Consider the following 16,901-nt stretch of genomic DNA (forward strand, 5'->3'; position numbering starts at 1 on the left):
CGCTGCGGGCCAAGGATTGGCCGTCCAGATTCGCAACGCTCCGGTGTCTCAACTGTCCGTTCCAACTGCTCCTCCACCCGGCCTTGCAGACCAACTTGTCGAAAGCGGGTTGATCGCAAAAGACGCCCAGTTCGAAACGCTGTATGGCGGACGCACGAACCAGGTGTGGAAGGTATTGGACGCCGAGCCGGACCGGGTTTTGAAGTTCTATCGGTCTTCCCTTCAAAACCCGCTGTTTCGCAACGACGCCCAACTCGAAGCAGCCTGTCTGCACGCACTTGCTGCGACGGGGTTTGTTCCGCGGCTTCGCGCCTCGGGCAGCTTTGGCCCGGATCGCTGGGTTTTCTATGACCATGCGGCTGGCACTCCGTGGCGAGAAGGGACCGCGCAGGTGGCGAAACTGCTGCATGATCTGCACGCCCGAGAAATCGTGCTAGAGGTCCCTAAGGGATGCAATGGAAGCGTTGATCTCGATCATCACGGCACCCGTATATTGAACGGTTGCCGCTCGGAACTCAGCGCCGTTCTGGCCGAACGCAAACCCAGGGTCCGGGTGCCGCCGACCCCCCGAGTATGCCTGATCCATGGCGACCCGGTGGCCGGCAACATCCTCGTCTCCTCTGCGGGGCTGACACTGATCGACTGGCAATGCCCGGCGATGGGTGACCCATGCGAGGATCTTGCCCTGTTCCTGTCACCCGCCATGCAGCATCTCTATCGCGGCAAGGCGCTGACCCCCGAGGAAGAGGCTACGTTTCTGTCGGCCTATGACAGCCCGCAGACGGTGCGCCGATACCTCGCGCTGAAGCCCTGGTACAATTGGCGTATGGCGGCCTACTGCCTGTGGCGGGCCGAGAATGGTGCGCCAGCCTATAGGGCCGGCTTTGACCTTGAGGTTGCGGCCCTCTGACTGTGAGCCGTATCACAAATCGGCAAGAGCCATGGCCGCATAAGCCGGCGGCATCAGCAGTCGCCGCCAGCGCCCGAATGGGAACTTTGACGGCGGTTTGGCGATGACGTCCGGAATATTCGCGGGCTCACCCAAAACCAAGCGGGCCAATGCCCGCCCGCAATAGCTGCCCATCGCCACGCCGTTCCCGTGATAGGCCAGACCGGCAAACAAGCCCGGGTGGCCCGGAACCTCCCCGACAAAGGGCAGCAGGTCACGGGTCAGGCAAACCATACCTGACCACATATGAGTTGCCTCAACCTCGGCCCAACCCGGGAACATGCGATCAAAGTCACTGCGTACTTTGCAACGGATCGCAGCTTCGGCGCGCGGCGAGGACATTAGGCCTCCTCGCATTCCGAAAAGGAACCGGTTGTCCGGCATCAGACGGAAATAGTGCAGCAGGTTGCGCGTGTCGTACGCCATCTGGCGCGAAGTCCAACCCTGTTCCTGCAATTCAGCTTCGGTCAGCGGACGTGTCACCATGACCGTAGACTGTGCGGGCATGTAACGGGCGGCCAACCAGTCGGGCAGATCGTCGCTGGAATAACCGTTGGTGCAGATCAACACCGTCTTGGCCTGAACACGGCCCGTGGGGGTGGTCATCCAGTACCCGGACCCGGCTTTTCTGATGCCCTGAACCGGGCTTTTCGAGAATACTGCGGCACCTTGAGCCTGCGCGGCCCAGGCCAACCCGAACAGGTATTTCTGCGGGTTCAGCCCAAAACCGACCGGGTCGGTATATCCGCCAAAGAAACGGCCCCCCATACCGAGGCGTTCCAAATCCGACGGCTCATGCAGAACCCCACCGCTTTCCGCGCGACGCCGCAGCCGCTCCATCGCGCGCGGGCTGTGCGCAAGCTGCGTCTCTCCTTCGGAGTGAACGTCTGCGTCGATCCGAAAGCGCTGCAAAAGATCCGCAACCAAGGCGACCGCGTCGGTTTCGGCCTGCGCGTAATCCTGTGCCGCCGAAATCCCATAGCGCCGCGCAAGTGTCGCCGAACCAAGCTTGGACCCTCCTTGGCAGCAAAACCCACCATTGCGCCCCGAAGCGCCCCAGCCCGGAGTTTCGGCCTCGAACACTGCGACAGACACACCGCGTTCGGCGAGGTGCAGGGCAGCAGACAATCCGGTGAACCCGCCGCCGACAATCGCAACGTCGGTCGACAAATCACCCGAATGAACGGGCCAGTCAGGCGCCGTAGTGGTTTCATCCCACCAACACCCCTCACGGGGGCCGGGGCCATAGGTATAGGCCGGAAAGATCCGCCTCATTCGGTGCGCGCGGCAGCTTGTTCCTCTTGCCGCTGCCGGACCATCGCGCGTTTCGACACCAGCGACGCAGTGATCACACCGACGGTGACCACGGCGATCATGATGGTCGACAGCGCGTTGATTTCCGGGCTGACCCCCAGACGCACCTGCGAGAAGATCTTGATCGGCAGGGTCGTGGCCGAGGGGCCGGACGTGAAGGACGCGATCACCAGGTCATCCAGCGAGAGGGTGAAGGCCAGCAACCACCCCGAGATCACCGCCGGCGCGATGATCGGCAGCGTCACCAACCTGAAGGCCTGCGCCGGCGAGCAGCCCAGATCCAGCGCCGCCTCTTCCAGCGACTGATCGAACGTCACCAGCCGCGAGGACACCACGACCGACACGTAGCACATCGAAAAGGTCGTATGCGCCAGCACGATGGTCAGGATGCCTCGGTCCAGCCCGATCCCGATAAACAGCAGCAGCAGCGACAGGCCGGTGATCACCTCGGGCATCACCAGCGGCGCGTAGATCATCCCGGAGAACAGCGTGCGGCCAAAGAACCGCCCGCCCCGCACCATGACATAGGCGGCCATGGTGCCCAGAATGGTCGCCAGCGTCGACGAGAACACGGCAACGCGAACGGTGACCCAAGCCGCATCCAGAAACGCCTGGTTCTGCATCAGTTCGCCATACCATTTGGTCGAGAACCCGGCCCAGACCGTGACCAGCTTGCTTTCGTTGAAGCTGAAGATGATCAGGATAACCATCGGGATGTACAGAAACGCAAAGCCCAGCGTCAGCGAGACCGTGTTGAACCAGCTCAGCCTGTTCATTGCTCTGCCTCCGCCTGTTTCTGCTGGTTGCGCTGGAACAGCACGATCGGGATCACCAGGATCAGCAGCAGGATCACCGCCACGGCGCTGGCCACCGGCCAGTCGCGGTTCGAGAAGAACTCCTCCCACAAGACCTTGCCGATCATCAGCGTGCCCGACCCGCCCAGCAGCGAGGGGATCACGAATTCACCGATCACCGGAATCATCACCAGGAAGCATCCCGCAATGATGCCCGGGCGCGACAGCGGGATGGTCACCAGCCAGAAGGCCTGCGTGCGCGAACAGCCCAGATCCTCGGCCGCCTCGATCAGCGAGCCGTCCAACCGATCGAGCGCGGCGTAGATCGGCAGGATCATAAACGGCAGATAGGTGTAGACGATGCCGATATAGACAGCCGTCTGCGTGTTCAGAATGGTCAGCGGGGTCGAGATGATGCCCGTCCACAGCAGGAACTGGTTCAGGTAGCCTTCGTTCGACAGGATCCCCATCCACGCATAGACGCGGATCAGAAACGAGGTCCAGAACGGCAGGATCACCAGCATCATCAGCGTCGGACGCCATTCCTCGGGCGCGCGGGCCATGCCATAGGCGATGGGATAGCCCACCAGCAGGGTCAGCGCGGTCGCGATCAGCGCGATCTTGACGCTGGACAGGTAGGCTTTCCAGTACAGGTCATCCTCGGTCAGCCAGACGAAATTCTCGAAATCCAGTAGGCTGAAGAATTCCTTGATCCCGGCCCAGCCCTGCGACAGATCAAGGGTCGGGGTGTAGGGCGGGATCGCAAGCGCGATGTCCGACAGCGAGATCTTCAACACGATGAAGAACGGCACCAGGAACAGTGCCAGAAGCCAGACATAGGGGATGGCGATCAGGACCGCGCGGCGCATCAGTCTGCCAGCAGAACCGCCGCCGTGGCTGTCCAGGACAGCCAGACAGGGTCTTCCCAAGTAAAGGACCGGCGGGAAATCCGCCGTGTGTTGGCCGTTTGCGCCTTGATGATCGTCCCGTTTGGCAATTCGACATGGTAGGTCGACAGGTTGCCCAAATAGGCAATGTCATGCACCTTGCCCTGCACTGCGTTGACGGCATCGGCAGGACGCTCGGCCGAGATCGTTACCTTTTCCGGCCGGATGGCCAGGTGACAGGCCTGCCCGTTTCCAAAGCTTGCCGCCGATGTCGCCGTCAGTGGCGGCTGGCCCTCGGCCCATTCGATACTGTACGAGCCCTCACCGGCGGCGGTTGCACGACCTTCGATGATGTTCACGTCCCCAATGAAATCGGCGACATAGACCGAGTTCGGGTTTTCGTAGATCCGGTCCGGCGTGGCGACCTGCATCAACTGACCCTGATCCATCACCGCAACACGGCTGGCCACCGTCATCGCCTCTTCCTGGTCGTGGGTCACGATCACGAAGGTGGTGCCGGTCTTTTCCTGAATGTCCATCAGCTCGAACTGGGTGTCCTGGCGCAACTTTTTGTCCAGTGCACCAAGAGGTTCGTCCAGCAGTAGCAGTTTCGGCGCCTTGGCCAGCGACCGGGCCAGCGCCACGCGCTGTCGTTGACCACCGGAAATCTGGTGCGGTTTGCGGCGGGCAAATTTCTCAAGACGGGTCAGGCGCAGCATCTCCTCGACCCGGTCTTCCAGATCATGCTTGGGCATGTTGTCCCGGCGCAGGCCAAAGGCGATGTTGTCCCAGACGTTCAAATGGGGAAACAGCGCGTAGGACTGGAACATCATGTTGACCGCCCGCTTGTTCGGCGGCACCGGGTCGATGTCCTGACCACTCAGCATGATGTGGCCTTCGGTGGGTTTCTCGAACCCCGCCAGCATCCGCATCATCGTCGTCTTGCCGCAACCCGACGGCCCCAGCAAAGCAAAGAATTCCCGCTCGAAGATGTCCAGCGACAGATTGTCTATGGCAGTAAAGTCCCCGAATCGCTTGGTCACATTTTTGAACTGGATCAAGGGTTTCGCCTGCGGATCTTCCCACGGCGCAAAGACGGTAGAGTTCAAATCGGCCCCCGTAAGTCAGCCTGTACAGGTAGTGCGCAAGGCAGAACCATTCTGCCTTGCGCAATCATTTCGGATCAGGTGCCCGATTTGATCTTGGTCCACAGACGGGTTACCACCCGCTGCGTTTTGGCCGGGTAAGGCGTGGTGATGTAGAGGTTCTGCATCGTGGCATCATCCGGATAGATCGCCGGATCGCCGATCACGTCTTCTTCCAGAAACTCCTGCGACGCCTTGTTGCCGTTGGCGTAGTAGACGTAGTTCGACGCCGCCGCCATGTTGTTGGCATCCAGGATGAAGTTCAGGAATTTATGCGCGCCGTCCGGGTTGGGTGCATCCACCGGAATGGCCATCTGGTCGAACCACATCAGCGAGCCTTCGGCAAACGGATGGTATTCGATGGTCACACCGTTGTCGGCCTCATCCGCCCGATCGCGGGCCTGCAGAATGTCGCCCGACCAGCCCACGGCCACGCAGATGTCGCCATTGGCCAGCGCATTGATGTATTCCGAGCTGTGGAACTTCTGGATGTAGGGACGCACGCCCATTAGCACTTCTTCGGTCTTGGCGATCACGTCGGTGTCATGGCTGTCCGGATCTTCGCCAATGTACTGGAGTACCATGGGAATGATCTCGGACGGCGCGTCCAGGAAATGGACGCCGCATGAGGCCAGCTTTTCCATGTTCTCGGGCTTCAGCACGAGGTCCATGCTGTTCAAGGGCGCATCGTCGCCCAGCACTTCCTTGACCTTGTCGACATTCACGCCCAGCCCCGTGGTGCCCCACATGTAGTTGATCGAATAGGCGTTGTCCGGGTCATATCCGGCCGTACGTTCCTGGATCACATCCCAGAGGTTAACTGCATTGGGCAGCTTGGACATGTCCAGTTTCTGGAAGGCTCCAGCCTGGATCTGGCGCTGAAGGAAGGTGCCCGACGGCACCACCACATCGTAACCGGATCCTCCGGCCAGCATCTTGGTTTCCAGAACCTCGTTGCTGTCGAACACGTCGTAGATCAGGGTCAGACCCGTCTCTTCCTGGAATTTGCTCAGCAACTCCTCGTCGATGTAGTCCGACCAGTTGTATACGCGCACCTCTTCCGCAACAGCGGCCGACGTCCCCAATGCGACAATTGCCGTCATCGTCAGCGTTTTGATTTTCATTTTCTTCTCCCTGCAAGTGTACGGGCATTTTCCCGTTTTTTTGGATTTGATCAAGTTTTGCGTTTTCCCTCGATACGTCGTATGGTTTCACGGGGCAAGAAACCTGACAAGCCGGGAGCATTGGGATCGGGGTGAACCAATTGGATTTGATCAAAAATAAGGCATCTGCTGCAGTGACCCAGACCGAAAAACGACCAGCACATGAACAGGTGTACCAGACACTGAAGTCGCAGATCATGTTCGGCGATCTGGTGCCGGGGCAACCGGTCACGATCCAGGGCCTGACCGATTCGCTGGGCGTGGGCATGACCCCGGTGCGCGAGGCTATCCGGCGCCTGATCTCGGACGGTGCGCTGATCTTTCAGGGCAACCGGCGGGTCAGCGTTCCCCTGCTGACCGCAACAGATGTCGAACAGATGATTTTCGCCAGAAATGCCGTAGAATCAGAGCTTTCCCGGCGCGCAGCAGTCAACATGACCACGGCGGATATCGACCAGCTTGAAAAGATCGACGAACAGCTGGATCGCACGATCGCCGACGGGGACGTTGGCGGCTATCTTCGCCTGAACCATGCATTCCACGAAAAACTCTATGACCACGCCGGCGCGCCGATTCTAAAGGATTTGGCCGAGCGCCTGTGGCTGCGATTCGGGCCGTCCTTGCGCGTCGTCTGTGGGCGCTTCGGCACCCAGAGCCTTCCAGACCGGCACAAGGACATCATCGATGCCCTGCGCGCCAGCGACGCTGAAAAAGTCACAAAAGCAACGACCCAGGATATCGAACAGGGCATGGAACTGATGGCCGAGGCGCTGGCGACCGAATAGGTCAGCGCGATTCGATTGACAGGAAAAAATTTGATCATATTGTGACGGCAACCGCTGTTGCAGGAGTAGAGACCGATGTCGACCATCACCAACCACATGCCGACCGCCGAATTGCAGGCCCTGGATGCGGCGCATCACCTTCACCCGTTTTCGGCCAACGGCGCACTGGGCAAGGAAGGCGCGCGCGTCATCACCCGAGCCAAGGGCGTCTATCTGACCGACAGCGAGGGCGAAGAGATCCTGGATGCCATGGCCGGCCTGTGGTGCGTGAACGTCGGCTATGGCCGCGACGAACTGGCCGAAGTGGCGGCGCGCCAGATGCGCGAACTGCCCTACTACAACACCTTCTTCAAAACGACCCATGTCCCGGCGATCGCGCTGGCGGCCAAGCTGGCCGAACTGGCACCGGGTGACCTGAATCATGTCTTCTTCGCCGCCGGCGGGTCCGAGGCCAATGACACCAACATCCGTCTGGTCCGCACTTATTGGGCGGAAAAGGGTCACCCCAACAAGAACATCATCATCAGCCGCCACAACGCCTATCACGGGTCGACCGTCGGGTCGGCTTCGCTGGGCGGCATGGCCGGCATGCACGCGCAGGGCGGCATCCCGATCCCGAACATCCACCACATCAACCAGCCCAACTGGTGGGCCGAGGGCGGCGACATGACGCCCGAAGAGTTCGGTCTGGCCCGCGCACGCGAGCTGGAAGAGGCGATCTTGGAACTGGGCGAAGACCGCGTTGCCGCCTTCATCGCCGAGCCGGTCCAGGGTGCGGGCGGCGTGATCGTCGCGCCCGACACCTACTGGCCGGAAATCCAGCGCATCTGCGACAAGTACGACATCCTGCTGATCGCCGACGAGGTGATCTGCGGCTTTGGTCGAACCGGCAACTGGTTCGGCTCGCAGACCATGAACATCCGCCCGCATATCATGACCATCGCCAAAGGGCTCAGCTCGGGCTATGCGCCCATCGGCGGCTCGATCGTCAATGACGAGATTGCCGAGGTGATCGGCGGGACCGAGTTCAACCACGGCTATACCTATTCGGGCCACCCCGTCGCGGCGGCCGTCGCGCTGGAAAACCTGCGCATTCTGGAAGAAGAAAAGATCGTCGAGCATGTGCGCGATGTCGCGGCCCCCTATCTGAAACAGAAATGGGAGGCGCTGGTCGAGCACCCGCTGGTGGGCGAAGCCAAGATTGTGGGCATGATGGCCTCGATCGCGCTGACGCCGGACAAGGCCAGCCGGGCCAAGTTCGCCTCCGATCCGGGCACGGTCGGGTACATCTGCCGCGATCGCTGCTTTGCCAACAACCTTATCATGCGCCATGTGGGCGACCGGATGATCATCTCGCCGCCGCTGATCCTGACCCCGGCAGATATCGACGAGATGTTCGTGCGCATTTACAAGTCGCTGGACGAGGCGCAGGCTGAGATCATCGCCCAGGGCCTGATGAAAGCGGCCTCGTGATCTCAGGAAAAAATCGCAAACGGGCGGTCCGGTAGGGCCGCCCTTTTTCGTTCAGCGCATCCGTTCCAGCAATTGCACGGTGGCATACCCATCCGGCAAAAGACCTCGCGCCATTTGGTAGGCCCGCAGCGCATTGATGGTGTTCGGACCGATCCGCCCGTCGATGGCCTGCGTGTCGAACCCGGCCAGGGTCAGGCGCAGCTGCAACTCCTTGCGTTCGGTAAAACTCAGCACCCGGTCGCCGCGCGGCCAGCTTGCGCGGAACGGACCCTGCCCGGCCAGCCGGTCTGACAGGTGGCCGATGCCGATCACATAGGCATCGGCGCCGTTGTAACGCTCGATCACGCTGAAATTGTCAAAGATCATCAGGGCCACGCCACCGCTGCCGGCCGGCAGCAGGATCGAGGCGGGCCCGAAATCTGCGATGCCACCGCCGTTCGCGGCGCGGACGCCGCGTGCGGCCCATTCCGAAGGCAGCAAACTAACGTCCCGACTGGCGCTGGCATAGTCGAACCCTTTGGGCAAACGCACCTCGACCGCCCATGGCTGACCTTTGGTCCACCCGAACTTGGCAAGGTAGGCGGCAGCAGACGCAAGCGCATCCGTAGGATCGTCCGACCAGATGTCGCGGCGTCCGTCGCCGTCGAAGTCAACCGCGTGCTCGAGGTATGAGGTCGGCATGAATTGCGTGTGCCCCATGGCACCCGCCCAACTGCCCGTCATTCGGTCCGAGGTGATGTCGCCGGCCTGCACGATTTGCAATGCCGCGAGCAACTGTGTTTCAAAAAACTGCGCGCGCCGCCCGTCATGGGCAAGCGTTGCAAGCGACCGGATTGTCTGGCTGCTGCCCCGATACGTGCCGTAGGATGTTTCCAGCCCCCAGACCGCGACCACCACCTCTTTTTCGACCCCGTACCGGGCTTCGATCCGGTCCAGCGTATCCTTGTACCGCACCAGCGCCTTGCGCCCATTCGCGATGCGCAGGTCTGACACGGCCGAATCCAGATACTCCCAGATCGGTTTCGAGAACTCGGCCTGACTGCGATCGCGCTTGATGGCGTCGTTGTCGTAGGTCAGGCCTGACAATGACCGGTCCAGGACCTGCGGCCGGATACCTGCCGCAACTGCCCGGTGCCGGAAGGCATTCAACCAGGTCTCGAAGCTGGTGTTGCCTTCGACGACCACCCGGTGCATGCCGGTGGTCGGCCTTGGCACCGGCCGGATCGAAACCGTCAGATCGGCCGACGCCAACTGGATCGAATCCAGCGCCGGTCTGATCTGTGGTCGTTTGGTTGTATTCGAAGTCTCCGCCTGCAAGATGGATGCCCAAAATGCGGCGGCCACAAAGCCACACACATATTTCATGATTCAGGTTTTCCTGATTACTGCTCGCAGACAGGGTACCCCAGATTGCGCAAATCACAAAGCGCTCAGGACTGGCTCTCTTGATCTTTTGCTTCGCGCTCGGCCCGGATCTTGGCCAGCGCCTCTCGCAGCAAAGGCACGCGGTTGGGGCGGAAACTGTCCTGGGTGACGGACATCGCGCGCATCCGGTCCAACCGAAACACGCGAAAATCCCGCCTCAAATGGCACCAGCTGAGCAGTACGCTGGCATGATCCATGTACACGATGCTCAGTGGGCTCACGCGGCGCTGGGTGTCGTCACCTTTCGCATCGGTATAGTCGAACTCGACCACACGCTCGTCCCACGTCGCCTGCCGCAGGTCGGCAACTTCGATGCTGGGTGCGGCAGGACGGTCGAACCGGGTGGCGGTCAGCACTGCGTGGCTCAGGCGGTGGGATTGGCGGTGTGGCAGCCGGCCCTGCAGTTTGCGCAGCGCCGCACCGGCGGCGTCCGACAGAGCCGGGTCTCCGATCAGTTGCACCTCGCGTAGGCCAAGAACCAGCGCCTCCAACTCGTCATCGGTGAATCCCAGCGGCGGCAGTGTCGCGTCTTCGATCAGGGTGAACCCGAACCCGGCCTCGCCATCAATGACTGCACCGAGACCACGCAGAGCGTCGATGTCGCGATGCACGGTGCGTGCCGAAACCCCCAGATCCTGCGCCAACTGCGCCGAGGTCTTGGGCGACGGGCCAGACCGCAAGGCCTGCATCAATTGGAACAGTCGGGCGGTGCGGGACATGATGTCATTCAATCTAAACCTAATGACAGAAACTGTCATTAGCCCGCGATAGACCGGCGGCACCCCAATTTCGGAGCCTATTATGTTGACCCTTCTTACCTACCCTTCCGCTTTCGGACTTTTCAGCGCCAGCCCCTTTTGCGTCAAAACCGCCTATATGCTGCAGCTGGCCGGGCTGCACTGGCGCCGTTCGGACATGGTCGATCCGCGACAGATGCCGCACAGCAAGTTGCCGGTTTTGCGCACACCCGAACGTCTGGTGCCGGACAGCGACCAGATTCGCGACTGGTTGGAAGCGCAGGGCGCCGAATTCGACCGTGGCCTGAGCGATGTGCAAAAGGGCCAGTCCCGCGCGTTGATCCGCATGGCCGAGGAACATCTGTACTTCCAGATCGTCATTGACCGCTGGGCCAACGACGAGGTTTGGCCAGTTCTGCGCGACACCTTCTTCTATGAGATTCCCCGAATCGTCCGACGCCCGATCTCGAACTCGGTTCGGAAATCGGTCTTGAAAGGCCTTCGGTCCCAAGGGATCGGGCGCTTCTCCGAGGCCGAACGGATGGCACGGGTCGAACGCGACCTCGAGGCGATCTCAGCTTATCTGTGGCAGGCCCCGTATCTTTTGGGCGATCACCCCACTTCGGCCGACCTCAGCGTCGGCCCGATGCTGGCTGCGATGCGGGCCACTCCGGCCGATACCCGGCTGACCCGGCGCATCAAACAGGATACGCTGCTGAACAGTTATGTTGACCGGATGGAACAGGCGATCCCCCTGCCATGAGGCCTTTCGATGACCCCAAGGTGGCGTCTGCCTACGAGGCATTCGCCGCGGACACCAAAAGCGGCGCTCTGGCTCTGCGCGATCTGGTCTTCGCCACCGCGCAGGAACTTCAACCGGCGGTTTTGGTGACCGAGGCTCTGCGATGGGGCCAACCGGCCTATCTGAGTCCCAAGGGAACAACCATCAGGCTGGGTGGACACACCTCCGCCCGGTTTGCCCTGTTTGTCCACTGCCAGACCCGGCTTATCGGTGAGTTTACCTCGGCCTTTCCCGACGCTGACAGGATTGACGGCAATCGCGCCATCCTGTTCGACGGGATCGAACAGATCGACCCCGTCCGGCATGGATGGCTGATCGCCCGGGCGTTGACCTATCACCGCTGACGGCGTTTGCGCTCGACCTTGCGTTTGATCTTGTCCTTCTTGCGCTTGGTGCTGACCGCCTTGCGCCGTGTCGGACGGCCGGGCCGCCCACGTCCGCCGCCGCGCGGCATGGCCTGATCTTCGATCGACAGCAGCTCCAACTCCAGCCCGCCGGTCACCGGTGTGGCCTCGGTCAGGCGCACTGTGACACGCTGGCCAATGGCGATGGTCAGGCCGGTATCGGCCCCCATCAGGGTGCCGGTCTCGGCGTCGAAGTGAAAGAACTCGCGCCCCAGCGACCGCACCGGCACCAGCCCGTCGGCCCCGGTTTCGTCCAGTTTGACGAAGGCCCCGAACCGGGCGATGCCGCTGATGCGGCCGGTGAACTCGTTGCCGACGCGCTCGCTCAGATAGGCCGCCAGATAGCGGTCAGTCGTGTCGCGCTCGGCCATCATCGAGCGGCGCTCGGTGTCCGAGATGTGGGTAGCAATCTCCTCCAGCCGCTCGATCTCGTCGGCGGTCAGCCCGTCCTTGCCCCAGCCATGGGCCGAGATCAGCGCCCGGTGCACGATCAGGTCGGCGTAGCGGCGGATGGGCGAGGTGAAATGCGCATAGTTGCGCAGCGCCAGCCCGAAATGGCCAAAGTTCTCGGGGCTGTAATAGGCCTGCGCCATCGACCGCAAGGTGCTGAGATTGATCAGCTCAGCATCCTCGGTGCCGGCGGCGGCATTCAACAGCGCGTTCAGGTGACGGGTCTGCAGCACCTGCCCTTTGGCCAGATTCAGCCCGGCGGCCTGTGCCGTCTCACGCAGGCTTTCCAGCTTTTCGGGCGCGGGTTCCTCGTGCACCCGGAACAACAGAGGGCTGCGCTTGGCGATCAGCGTCTCGGCCGCGGCCACATTGGCCAGGATCATGAATTCCTCGATCAGCCGGTGCGCGTCCAGCCGCTCGCGGAAGGCCACGCTTTCGACCTCGCCCTTGTCGTTCAGCACGATCTTGCGTTCCGGCAGGTCCAGGTCCAGCGGCTGGCGTTCGTTGCGCGCCGTCTTCAGTGCGCCATATGCGGCATAGAGCGGCTTCAGAACGCTCTCCAGCAGCGGGCCGGTCCGGTCATTGGGGGTGCCGTCGATGGCCTCCTGCACCTCGGCATAATGCAGTGACGCGGCCGAGCGCATCAGCCCCCGCACAAAGCGGTGGTCGATCTTGTTGCCGTTTGCATCGATCCGCATCCGAACCGCGATACAGGCGCGTGGCACGCCTTCGTGCAGCGAACACAGATCGCCCGACAGACGGTCGGGCAGCATCGGCACGACGCGGTCAGGGAAATAGGTCGAGTTGCCCCTCTTGCGCGCCTCGCGGTCCAGCGCACTGCCGGGGCGCACATAGGCGGCCACATCGGCAATGGCGACCCAGATCACGTGGCCGCCCGGGTTTTTCGGATCATCATCGGTATGGGCATAGCAGGCGTCGTCATGGTCGCGCGCGTCCGACGGGTCGATGGTCAGCAGAGGGATGTCCCGCAGATCCTCGCGCCCTTTCAGCCCGACGGGCTTGGCCCGGTCGGCCTCGGCGATCACGTCATCGGGAAAATCATCCGGGATGCCATGCTGGTGGATCGCGATCAGCGACACCGCCTTGGGCGCGGACGGATCGCCCAGCCGTTCCACGATACGCGCACGCGGCAGCCCCATACGATTTTTTGGCCCGGCCTGCTCGGCCTCGACCAGTTCGCCATCCCTGGCGCCCAGCGCCGCGCCTTCGGCCACCAGCCATTCGGTCGATCCGGCCTTGTCGATGGGCACGATTCGACCGCCCTCGGCGCCCTTGCGGAAAATGCCCACGACCCGGCGCGGATTGGCGCCGATGCGGCGGATCAGGCGGGCCTCGTAATTGTGGTCTTCTTCATGCACCTGGGTCAGCCGGGCCAAGATCCGGTCACCCTCGCCCAGCGCCGGGTCGCTGGCGCGGGAAATGATCAGCACGATCGGCTCGACCCCTTCGCCATGCCATTCCAGCGGCCGCGCGAACAGGTCGCCGTCGGCGTTCGGCGCCTTGACCTGCAGCACGCTGACCGGCGGCAGGCGGTCCGGGTCGCGATAGCTGCGCTTGCGCTTTTCAAGATGCCCCTCGGCCTCAAGCTCTTTGAGAATCCGTTTCAGGTCGATCCGGTCCGCGCCCTTGATGCCAAAGGCCTTGGCAATGTCGCGTTTCGAGGTGAGCGTGGGGTTCGCCGAGATCCAGTCGAGGATCTCCTGCTTGGTCGGTATGCGTTTCATGATTTCCGCCTAACACGCCGATACGACCGCGTCATGACCAAAAAGTGGCCGGGCGCATCAATCACTCAGGCGAAATAGTCGGCCAGGATCCGGGCATAGATCGCCTTGAGCTGCCGGATCTGCTCGACCGGGACGGATTCGTCCACCTGGTGCATGGTGCGTCCGACCAGGCCGAACTCGACCACGGGGCAATGATCCTTGATGAACCGCGCGTCCGAGGTGCCACCGGTGGTGGACAGCTCGGGCCGGCGGCCGGTCTCGGCCTCGACCGCGCGGGCCACCAGTTCCGACAGCGGCCCCGGAGGGGTCACGAAGCTTTCGCCCGAGACCTTGATCCGCGTGTCGATCTGCACGCCGAACTCGGCCGCCACGTCGGCTGCCTGCGCCTTCAGCCAGTCACTGAGGCTGGCGCCTGAATGCAGGTCGTTGAACCGGATGTTCACCGCGCCACGGCACTGGGCGGGAATGACGTTGGTGGCCGCGTTGCCGGTGTCCATCGTGACCACCGCCAGGGTCGAAGCGTCGAAATGGTCCGTCCCCCGATCCAGTTCGTGACTGGCCAGCCGATCCATCAGCCGCGCCAAGGCCGGCAGCGGGTTCCTGGCGCGATGCGGATAGGCCGAATGACCCTGCACGCCCGTCACCTCGAACCACGCGGTCATCGATCCGCGGCGGCCGATCTTCATCATCTCGCCCATCTCGTTGGGGCAGGTCGGCTCGCCCACCAGACAGACCGACATCCGCTCGTCTTGCGCCTGCATGTAGTCCAGCAGCGCGGTGGTGCCGTCCACCGCATCGCCTTCTTCATCCCCCGTGATAGTCAGGATGATCGCCCCGTCGGGCGGGGTGTCGCGCACGAAATCCACCGCCGCCGCGACAAAGGCCGCCACCCCCGATTTCATGTCGGTCGCGCCCCGACCGTACAGAATGCCATCATGGATTTCCGCGCCGAACGGCGGGCGGGTCCATGCGGCCTCATCGCCCACCGGCACCACGTCAGTATGGCCGTTGAACCCGAAACTGCGCGCATGCCCCTTGTCGCCCCACCGGGCGAACAGGTTGCAGACACCGCCGCGATCCACCCGCGTGCAGGTGAAACCGGCCCGCGCCAGGATATCTTCCAGCAGAATCAGCGCCCCGCCTTCCTCGGGTGTGACCGAGGGGCAACGGATCAGGTCTGCGGTCAACTGGACAGAGTCGGTCATTCAGGGGCCTCGCAGGGTCGGCAGGATGTGGGTTCACGCACAGATTCAACGAATTGGCCGCAATGCCAACCCCGATCGGTGGTTTTCCGGTCGCCCAGCCCGAAAAAACGGCAAAAAAGAAATCCCGGTCGATGACCTCGCGACGACCTTGCCGCGCCATGGCAAATTGCGCTAGAGCGCCGCGAAACAGGTGAACCAGCCATGACGCGCGCCCTTTTCGCATTGATCTGCCTGACCTTCGCGGTCTTTGCACAACACAGCCAAGCCGAAACTCTGACGGTCACGACGGTGGAGCGTCCTCCGTTCTCGTATGTGGATGAGGGCGAGGGCACCGGCTTCTCAATGGACCTGCTGGCCGCGCTGGCTGAAGAACTGGGCTGGGAATACACGGTCGTTCGAGTCGACGCGTTCGGGGACATGCTGTCAGCGGTCGAGAACCGCGAAGCCGACATGGCGATCGCGAATATTTCGATCACCGCAGGCCGAGAAGCCCGGATGGATTTTAGCCAACCGATTTTCGAAGCGGGCCTTCAGATCATGGTACCATCAGACGCGGCGCGCAGCCCGTCCTTGATGCAGGCGCTGCTGTCACGCGAGCTGTTCATCGCCATCGGGCTGGCCTTTGCCATCCTGCTGGGTGGCGGCATGCTGATGTGGGGGTTCGAACGCCGATCCCAACCCTATTTCGACCGCGACCTGAACGAGGCCTGGTTCCCATCCTTCTGGTGGGCGTTGAACCTGGTGGTCAATGGCGGCTTTGAAGAGCGGATGCCCCGGACCCCGTTCGGGCGAATTCTGGGTGTGATCCTGGTCGTATCCTCGCTGTTCATCGTGTCGGTTTTCACCGCAAGGATCACCTCGGTCATGACGGTGGATGCGATCACCAGCAACATCAACTCGGTCAATGATCTGTACGGCAAGCAGGTCGGGACGATCTCGGGTTCGACCGCCGCCAGTTTTCTGAACCGGCGCGAGGTCGAATTCACCGGGTACGAAGACCTGGACAGCATGTTGACCGCGTTCAAGGATGGGGACCTGGATGCCGTCGTGTTCGACGCGCCGATCCTGTCGTATTTCGCCGCACATGAAGGCCGCAAGATTGCGGCAATGACCGGCGGCGTCTTCCTGCGCGAGAATTACGGTATCGTCTTCCCGACCGGGTCACCTCTGGTCGAGGATGTGAACCAGGCGCTTCTGGGCCTCCGCGAAGATGGCACCTATGACCAGATCTATCGCAAGTGGTTCGGCACGCGCCGCTAGGCGCTTTCGGGCTTGTCGCCGAAGAAGGGCGTCATCTGCGCAACAATAACCGCGTTTTCCTCAAGCGCCCTCTGCATCAGAGCGCGTTCGTCGGGGTCGATCTCGTGCCCCTGCGCCTCGCGCTCGGCCAGGGTGCCATAGCCGGTTACGTCCAGTGGAGCCGTATCGGCCTGCTTGAGAATGGCCACGGTTTCGCGCACGGCCTCGGCCTCGTCCACTCCGCTGGCATAGCACATAAGCGCCGCGCCGGTAGCGCCTTCGGGCAGGCCGTCGCCATCCTTGCGACCAATCTGAACCAACAGAGTATAGACCTGCTGGCGCGAGGGTTTCTTTTGCTTTTCCATGCCGTGGGCCTTAGCCGGG

16 protein-coding genes are annotated in these 16,901 nt (G+C 62.2%); 6 read left to right on the forward strand and 10 right to left on the reverse strand.

Going from position 1 to position 16,901, the window contains the following annotated elements; all coding sequences use genetic code 11:
* Window positions 1-16: 16 nt before the first annotated feature.
* Window positions 17-910, forward strand: a complete 894-nt coding sequence (locus ACR0BA_RS11415; RefSeq protein ID WP_480728011.1) for a phosphotransferase — start codon at window positions 17-19, stop codon at window positions 908-910.
* A gap of 12 nt (window positions 911-922) precedes the next feature.
* Here the strand turns inward: ACR0BA_RS11415 and ACR0BA_RS11420 are convergent, their stop codons facing one another.
* From ACR0BA_RS11420 to ACR0BA_RS11440, 5 genes are all read right to left on the reverse strand, one after another.
* The gene (locus tag ACR0BA_RS11420) at window positions 923-2,224 is read right to left on the reverse strand and encodes an NAD(P)/FAD-dependent oxidoreductase (RefSeq protein ID WP_480728012.1); all 1,302 of its coding nucleotides are present in this window, start codon (window positions 2,222-2,224) and stop codon (window positions 923-925) included.
* Complete coding sequence (locus tag ACR0BA_RS11425) at window positions 2,221-3,039, reverse strand: ABC transporter permease (RefSeq protein ID WP_170419991.1); 819 nt, start codon at window positions 3,037-3,039, stop codon at window positions 2,221-2,223. The genes ACR0BA_RS11420 and ACR0BA_RS11425 overlap by 4 nt, the downstream gene beginning before the upstream one ends.
* Window positions 3,036-3,926 carry an ABC transporter permease subunit gene (locus ACR0BA_RS11430; RefSeq protein ID WP_170342177.1) on the reverse strand — a complete coding sequence of 297 codons (891 nt, stop codon included), beginning with the start codon at window positions 3,924-3,926 and terminating at the stop codon, window positions 3,036-3,038. Before ACR0BA_RS11430 ends, ACR0BA_RS11425 begins: the two co-directional genes overlap by 4 nt.
* Complete coding sequence (locus ACR0BA_RS11435) at window positions 3,926-5,053, reverse strand: ABC transporter ATP-binding protein (RefSeq protein ID WP_170360745.1); 1,128 nt, start codon at window positions 5,051-5,053, stop codon at window positions 3,926-3,928. The genes ACR0BA_RS11430 and ACR0BA_RS11435 overlap by 1 nt, the downstream gene beginning before the upstream one ends.
* Window positions 5,054-5,127: 74 nt before the next feature.
* A complete protein-coding gene (locus ACR0BA_RS11440) occupies window positions 5,128-6,213 on the reverse strand; it encodes a polyamine ABC transporter substrate-binding protein (protein WP_170341249.1) in 1,086 nt (361 codons plus the stop codon).
* A gap of 140 nt (window positions 6,214-6,353) precedes the next feature.
* Here ACR0BA_RS11440 and ACR0BA_RS11445 point away from each other — a divergent pair, with 140 nt between their 5' ends.
* On the forward strand, window positions 6,354-7,037 hold the full coding sequence (locus ACR0BA_RS11445; RefSeq protein WP_480728013.1) for a GntR family transcriptional regulator: 684 nt from the start codon (window positions 6,354-6,356) through the stop codon (window positions 7,035-7,037).
* Between the two features lie 75 nt (window positions 7,038-7,112).
* Window positions 7,113-8,510, forward strand: coding sequence for an aspartate aminotransferase family protein (locus tag ACR0BA_RS11450; RefSeq protein ID WP_170433940.1), 1,398 nt, complete (start codon window positions 7,113-7,115; stop codon window positions 8,508-8,510).
* A gap of 51 nt (window positions 8,511-8,561) precedes the next feature.
* Here the strand turns inward: ACR0BA_RS11450 and ACR0BA_RS11455 are convergent, their stop codons facing one another.
* Complete coding sequence (locus tag ACR0BA_RS11455) at window positions 8,562-9,875, reverse strand: lytic murein transglycosylase (protein WP_170372951.1); 1,314 nt, start codon at window positions 9,873-9,875, stop codon at window positions 8,562-8,564.
* Between the two features lie 65 nt (window positions 9,876-9,940).
* Window positions 9,941-10,654, reverse strand: coding sequence for a helix-turn-helix transcriptional regulator (locus ACR0BA_RS11460; RefSeq protein WP_170360739.1), 714 nt, complete (start codon window positions 10,652-10,654; stop codon window positions 9,941-9,943).
* An 82-nt stretch (window positions 10,655-10,736) separates the two neighbouring features.
* Between ACR0BA_RS11460 and ACR0BA_RS11465 the strand changes: the two genes are divergently transcribed.
* Both ACR0BA_RS11465 and ACR0BA_RS11470 read left to right on the forward strand, forming a co-directional pair.
* On the forward strand, window positions 10,737-11,435 hold the full coding sequence (locus ACR0BA_RS11465; protein ID WP_170364851.1) for a glutathione S-transferase family protein: 699 nt from the start codon (window positions 10,737-10,739) through the stop codon (window positions 11,433-11,435).
* Window positions 11,432-11,818 (forward strand): DUF1801 domain-containing protein, encoded by a 387-nt coding sequence (locus ACR0BA_RS11470; RefSeq protein WP_480728016.1) that lies wholly within the window; start codon window positions 11,432-11,434, stop codon window positions 11,816-11,818. The genes ACR0BA_RS11465 and ACR0BA_RS11470 overlap by 4 nt, the downstream gene beginning before the upstream one ends.
* On the opposite strand, the gene rnr is transcribed toward ACR0BA_RS11470, so the two are convergent.
* Both rnr and dapE read right to left on the reverse strand, forming a co-directional pair.
* The gene (gene rnr / locus ACR0BA_RS11475) at window positions 11,809-14,073 is read right to left on the reverse strand and encodes a ribonuclease R (RefSeq protein ID WP_480728017.1); all 2,265 of its coding nucleotides are present in this window, start codon (window positions 14,071-14,073) and stop codon (window positions 11,809-11,811) included. The genes ACR0BA_RS11470 and rnr overlap by 10 nt on opposite strands.
* A 65-nt stretch (window positions 14,074-14,138) precedes the next feature.
* Entirely contained in the window at window positions 14,139-15,278 is a 1,140-nt protein-coding gene (gene dapE / locus ACR0BA_RS11480; protein WP_480728018.1) for a succinyl-diaminopimelate desuccinylase, read from the reverse strand.
* Between the two features lie 201 nt (window positions 15,279-15,479).
* Here dapE and ACR0BA_RS11485 point away from each other — a divergent pair, with 201 nt between their 5' ends.
* A complete protein-coding gene (locus tag ACR0BA_RS11485; RefSeq protein WP_170406216.1) occupies window positions 15,480-16,538 on the forward strand; it encodes a transporter substrate-binding domain-containing protein in 1,059 nt (352 codons plus the stop codon).
* Here the strand turns inward: ACR0BA_RS11485 and ACR0BA_RS11490 are convergent.
* Entirely contained in the window at window positions 16,535-16,882 is a 348-nt protein-coding gene (locus ACR0BA_RS11490) for a hypothetical protein (protein WP_170370135.1), read from the reverse strand. The two genes, ACR0BA_RS11485 and ACR0BA_RS11490, sit on opposite strands and share 4 nt — an antisense overlap.
* Between the last annotated feature and the right edge of the window lie 19 nt (window positions 16,883-16,901).

This window comes from Ruegeria sp. CI5, assembly GCF_056536885.1.

What these genes read in the sequence shown, in the direction of transcription:
- ACR0BA_RS11420 (WP_480728012.1), bottom strand. Translation starts at nt 2,224, where the DNA reads ATGAGGCGGATCTTTCCGGCCTATACCTATGGCCCCGGCCCCCGTGAG.
- ACR0BA_RS11425 (WP_170419991.1), bottom strand. Translation starts at nt 3,039, where the DNA reads ATGAACAGGCTGAGCTGGTTCAACACGGTCTCGCTGACGCTGGGCTTT.
- ACR0BA_RS11430 (WP_170342177.1), bottom strand. Translation starts at nt 3,926, where the DNA reads ATGCGCCGCGCGGTCCTGATCGCCATCCCCTATGTCTGGCTTCTGGCA.
- ACR0BA_RS11440 (WP_170341249.1), bottom strand. Translation starts at nt 6,213, where the DNA reads ATGAAAATCAAAACGCTGACGATGACGGCAATTGTCGCATTGGGGACG.
- ACR0BA_RS11450 (WP_170433940.1), top strand. Translation starts at nt 7,113, where the DNA reads ATGTCGACCATCACCAACCACATGCCGACCGCCGAATTGCAGGCCCTG.
- ACR0BA_RS11455 (WP_170372951.1), bottom strand. Translation starts at nt 9,875, where the DNA reads ATGAAATATGTGTGTGGCTTTGTGGCCGCCGCATTTTGGGCATCCATC.
- ACR0BA_RS11460 (WP_170360739.1), bottom strand. Translation starts at nt 10,654, where the DNA reads ATGTCCCGCACCGCCCGACTGTTCCAATTGATGCAGGCCTTGCGGTCT.
- ACR0BA_RS11465 (WP_170364851.1), top strand. Translation starts at nt 10,737, where the DNA reads ATGTTGACCCTTCTTACCTACCCTTCCGCTTTCGGACTTTTCAGCGCC.
- ACR0BA_RS11470 (WP_480728016.1), top strand. Translation starts at nt 11,432, where the DNA reads ATGAGGCCTTTCGATGACCCCAAGGTGGCGTCTGCCTACGAGGCATTC.
- rnr (WP_480728017.1), bottom strand. Translation starts at nt 14,073, where the DNA reads ATGAAACGCATACCGACCAAGCAGGAGATCCTCGACTGGATCTCGGCG.
- dapE (WP_480728018.1), bottom strand. Translation starts at nt 15,278, where the DNA reads ATGACCGACTCTGTCCAGTTGACCGCAGACCTGATCCGTTGCCCCTCG.
- ACR0BA_RS11485 (WP_170406216.1), top strand. Translation starts at nt 15,480, where the DNA reads ATGACGCGCGCCCTTTTCGCATTGATCTGCCTGACCTTCGCGGTCTTT.
- ACR0BA_RS11490 (WP_170370135.1), bottom strand. Translation starts at nt 16,882, where the DNA reads ATGGAAAAGCAAAAGAAACCCTCGCGCCAGCAGGTCTATACTCTGTTG.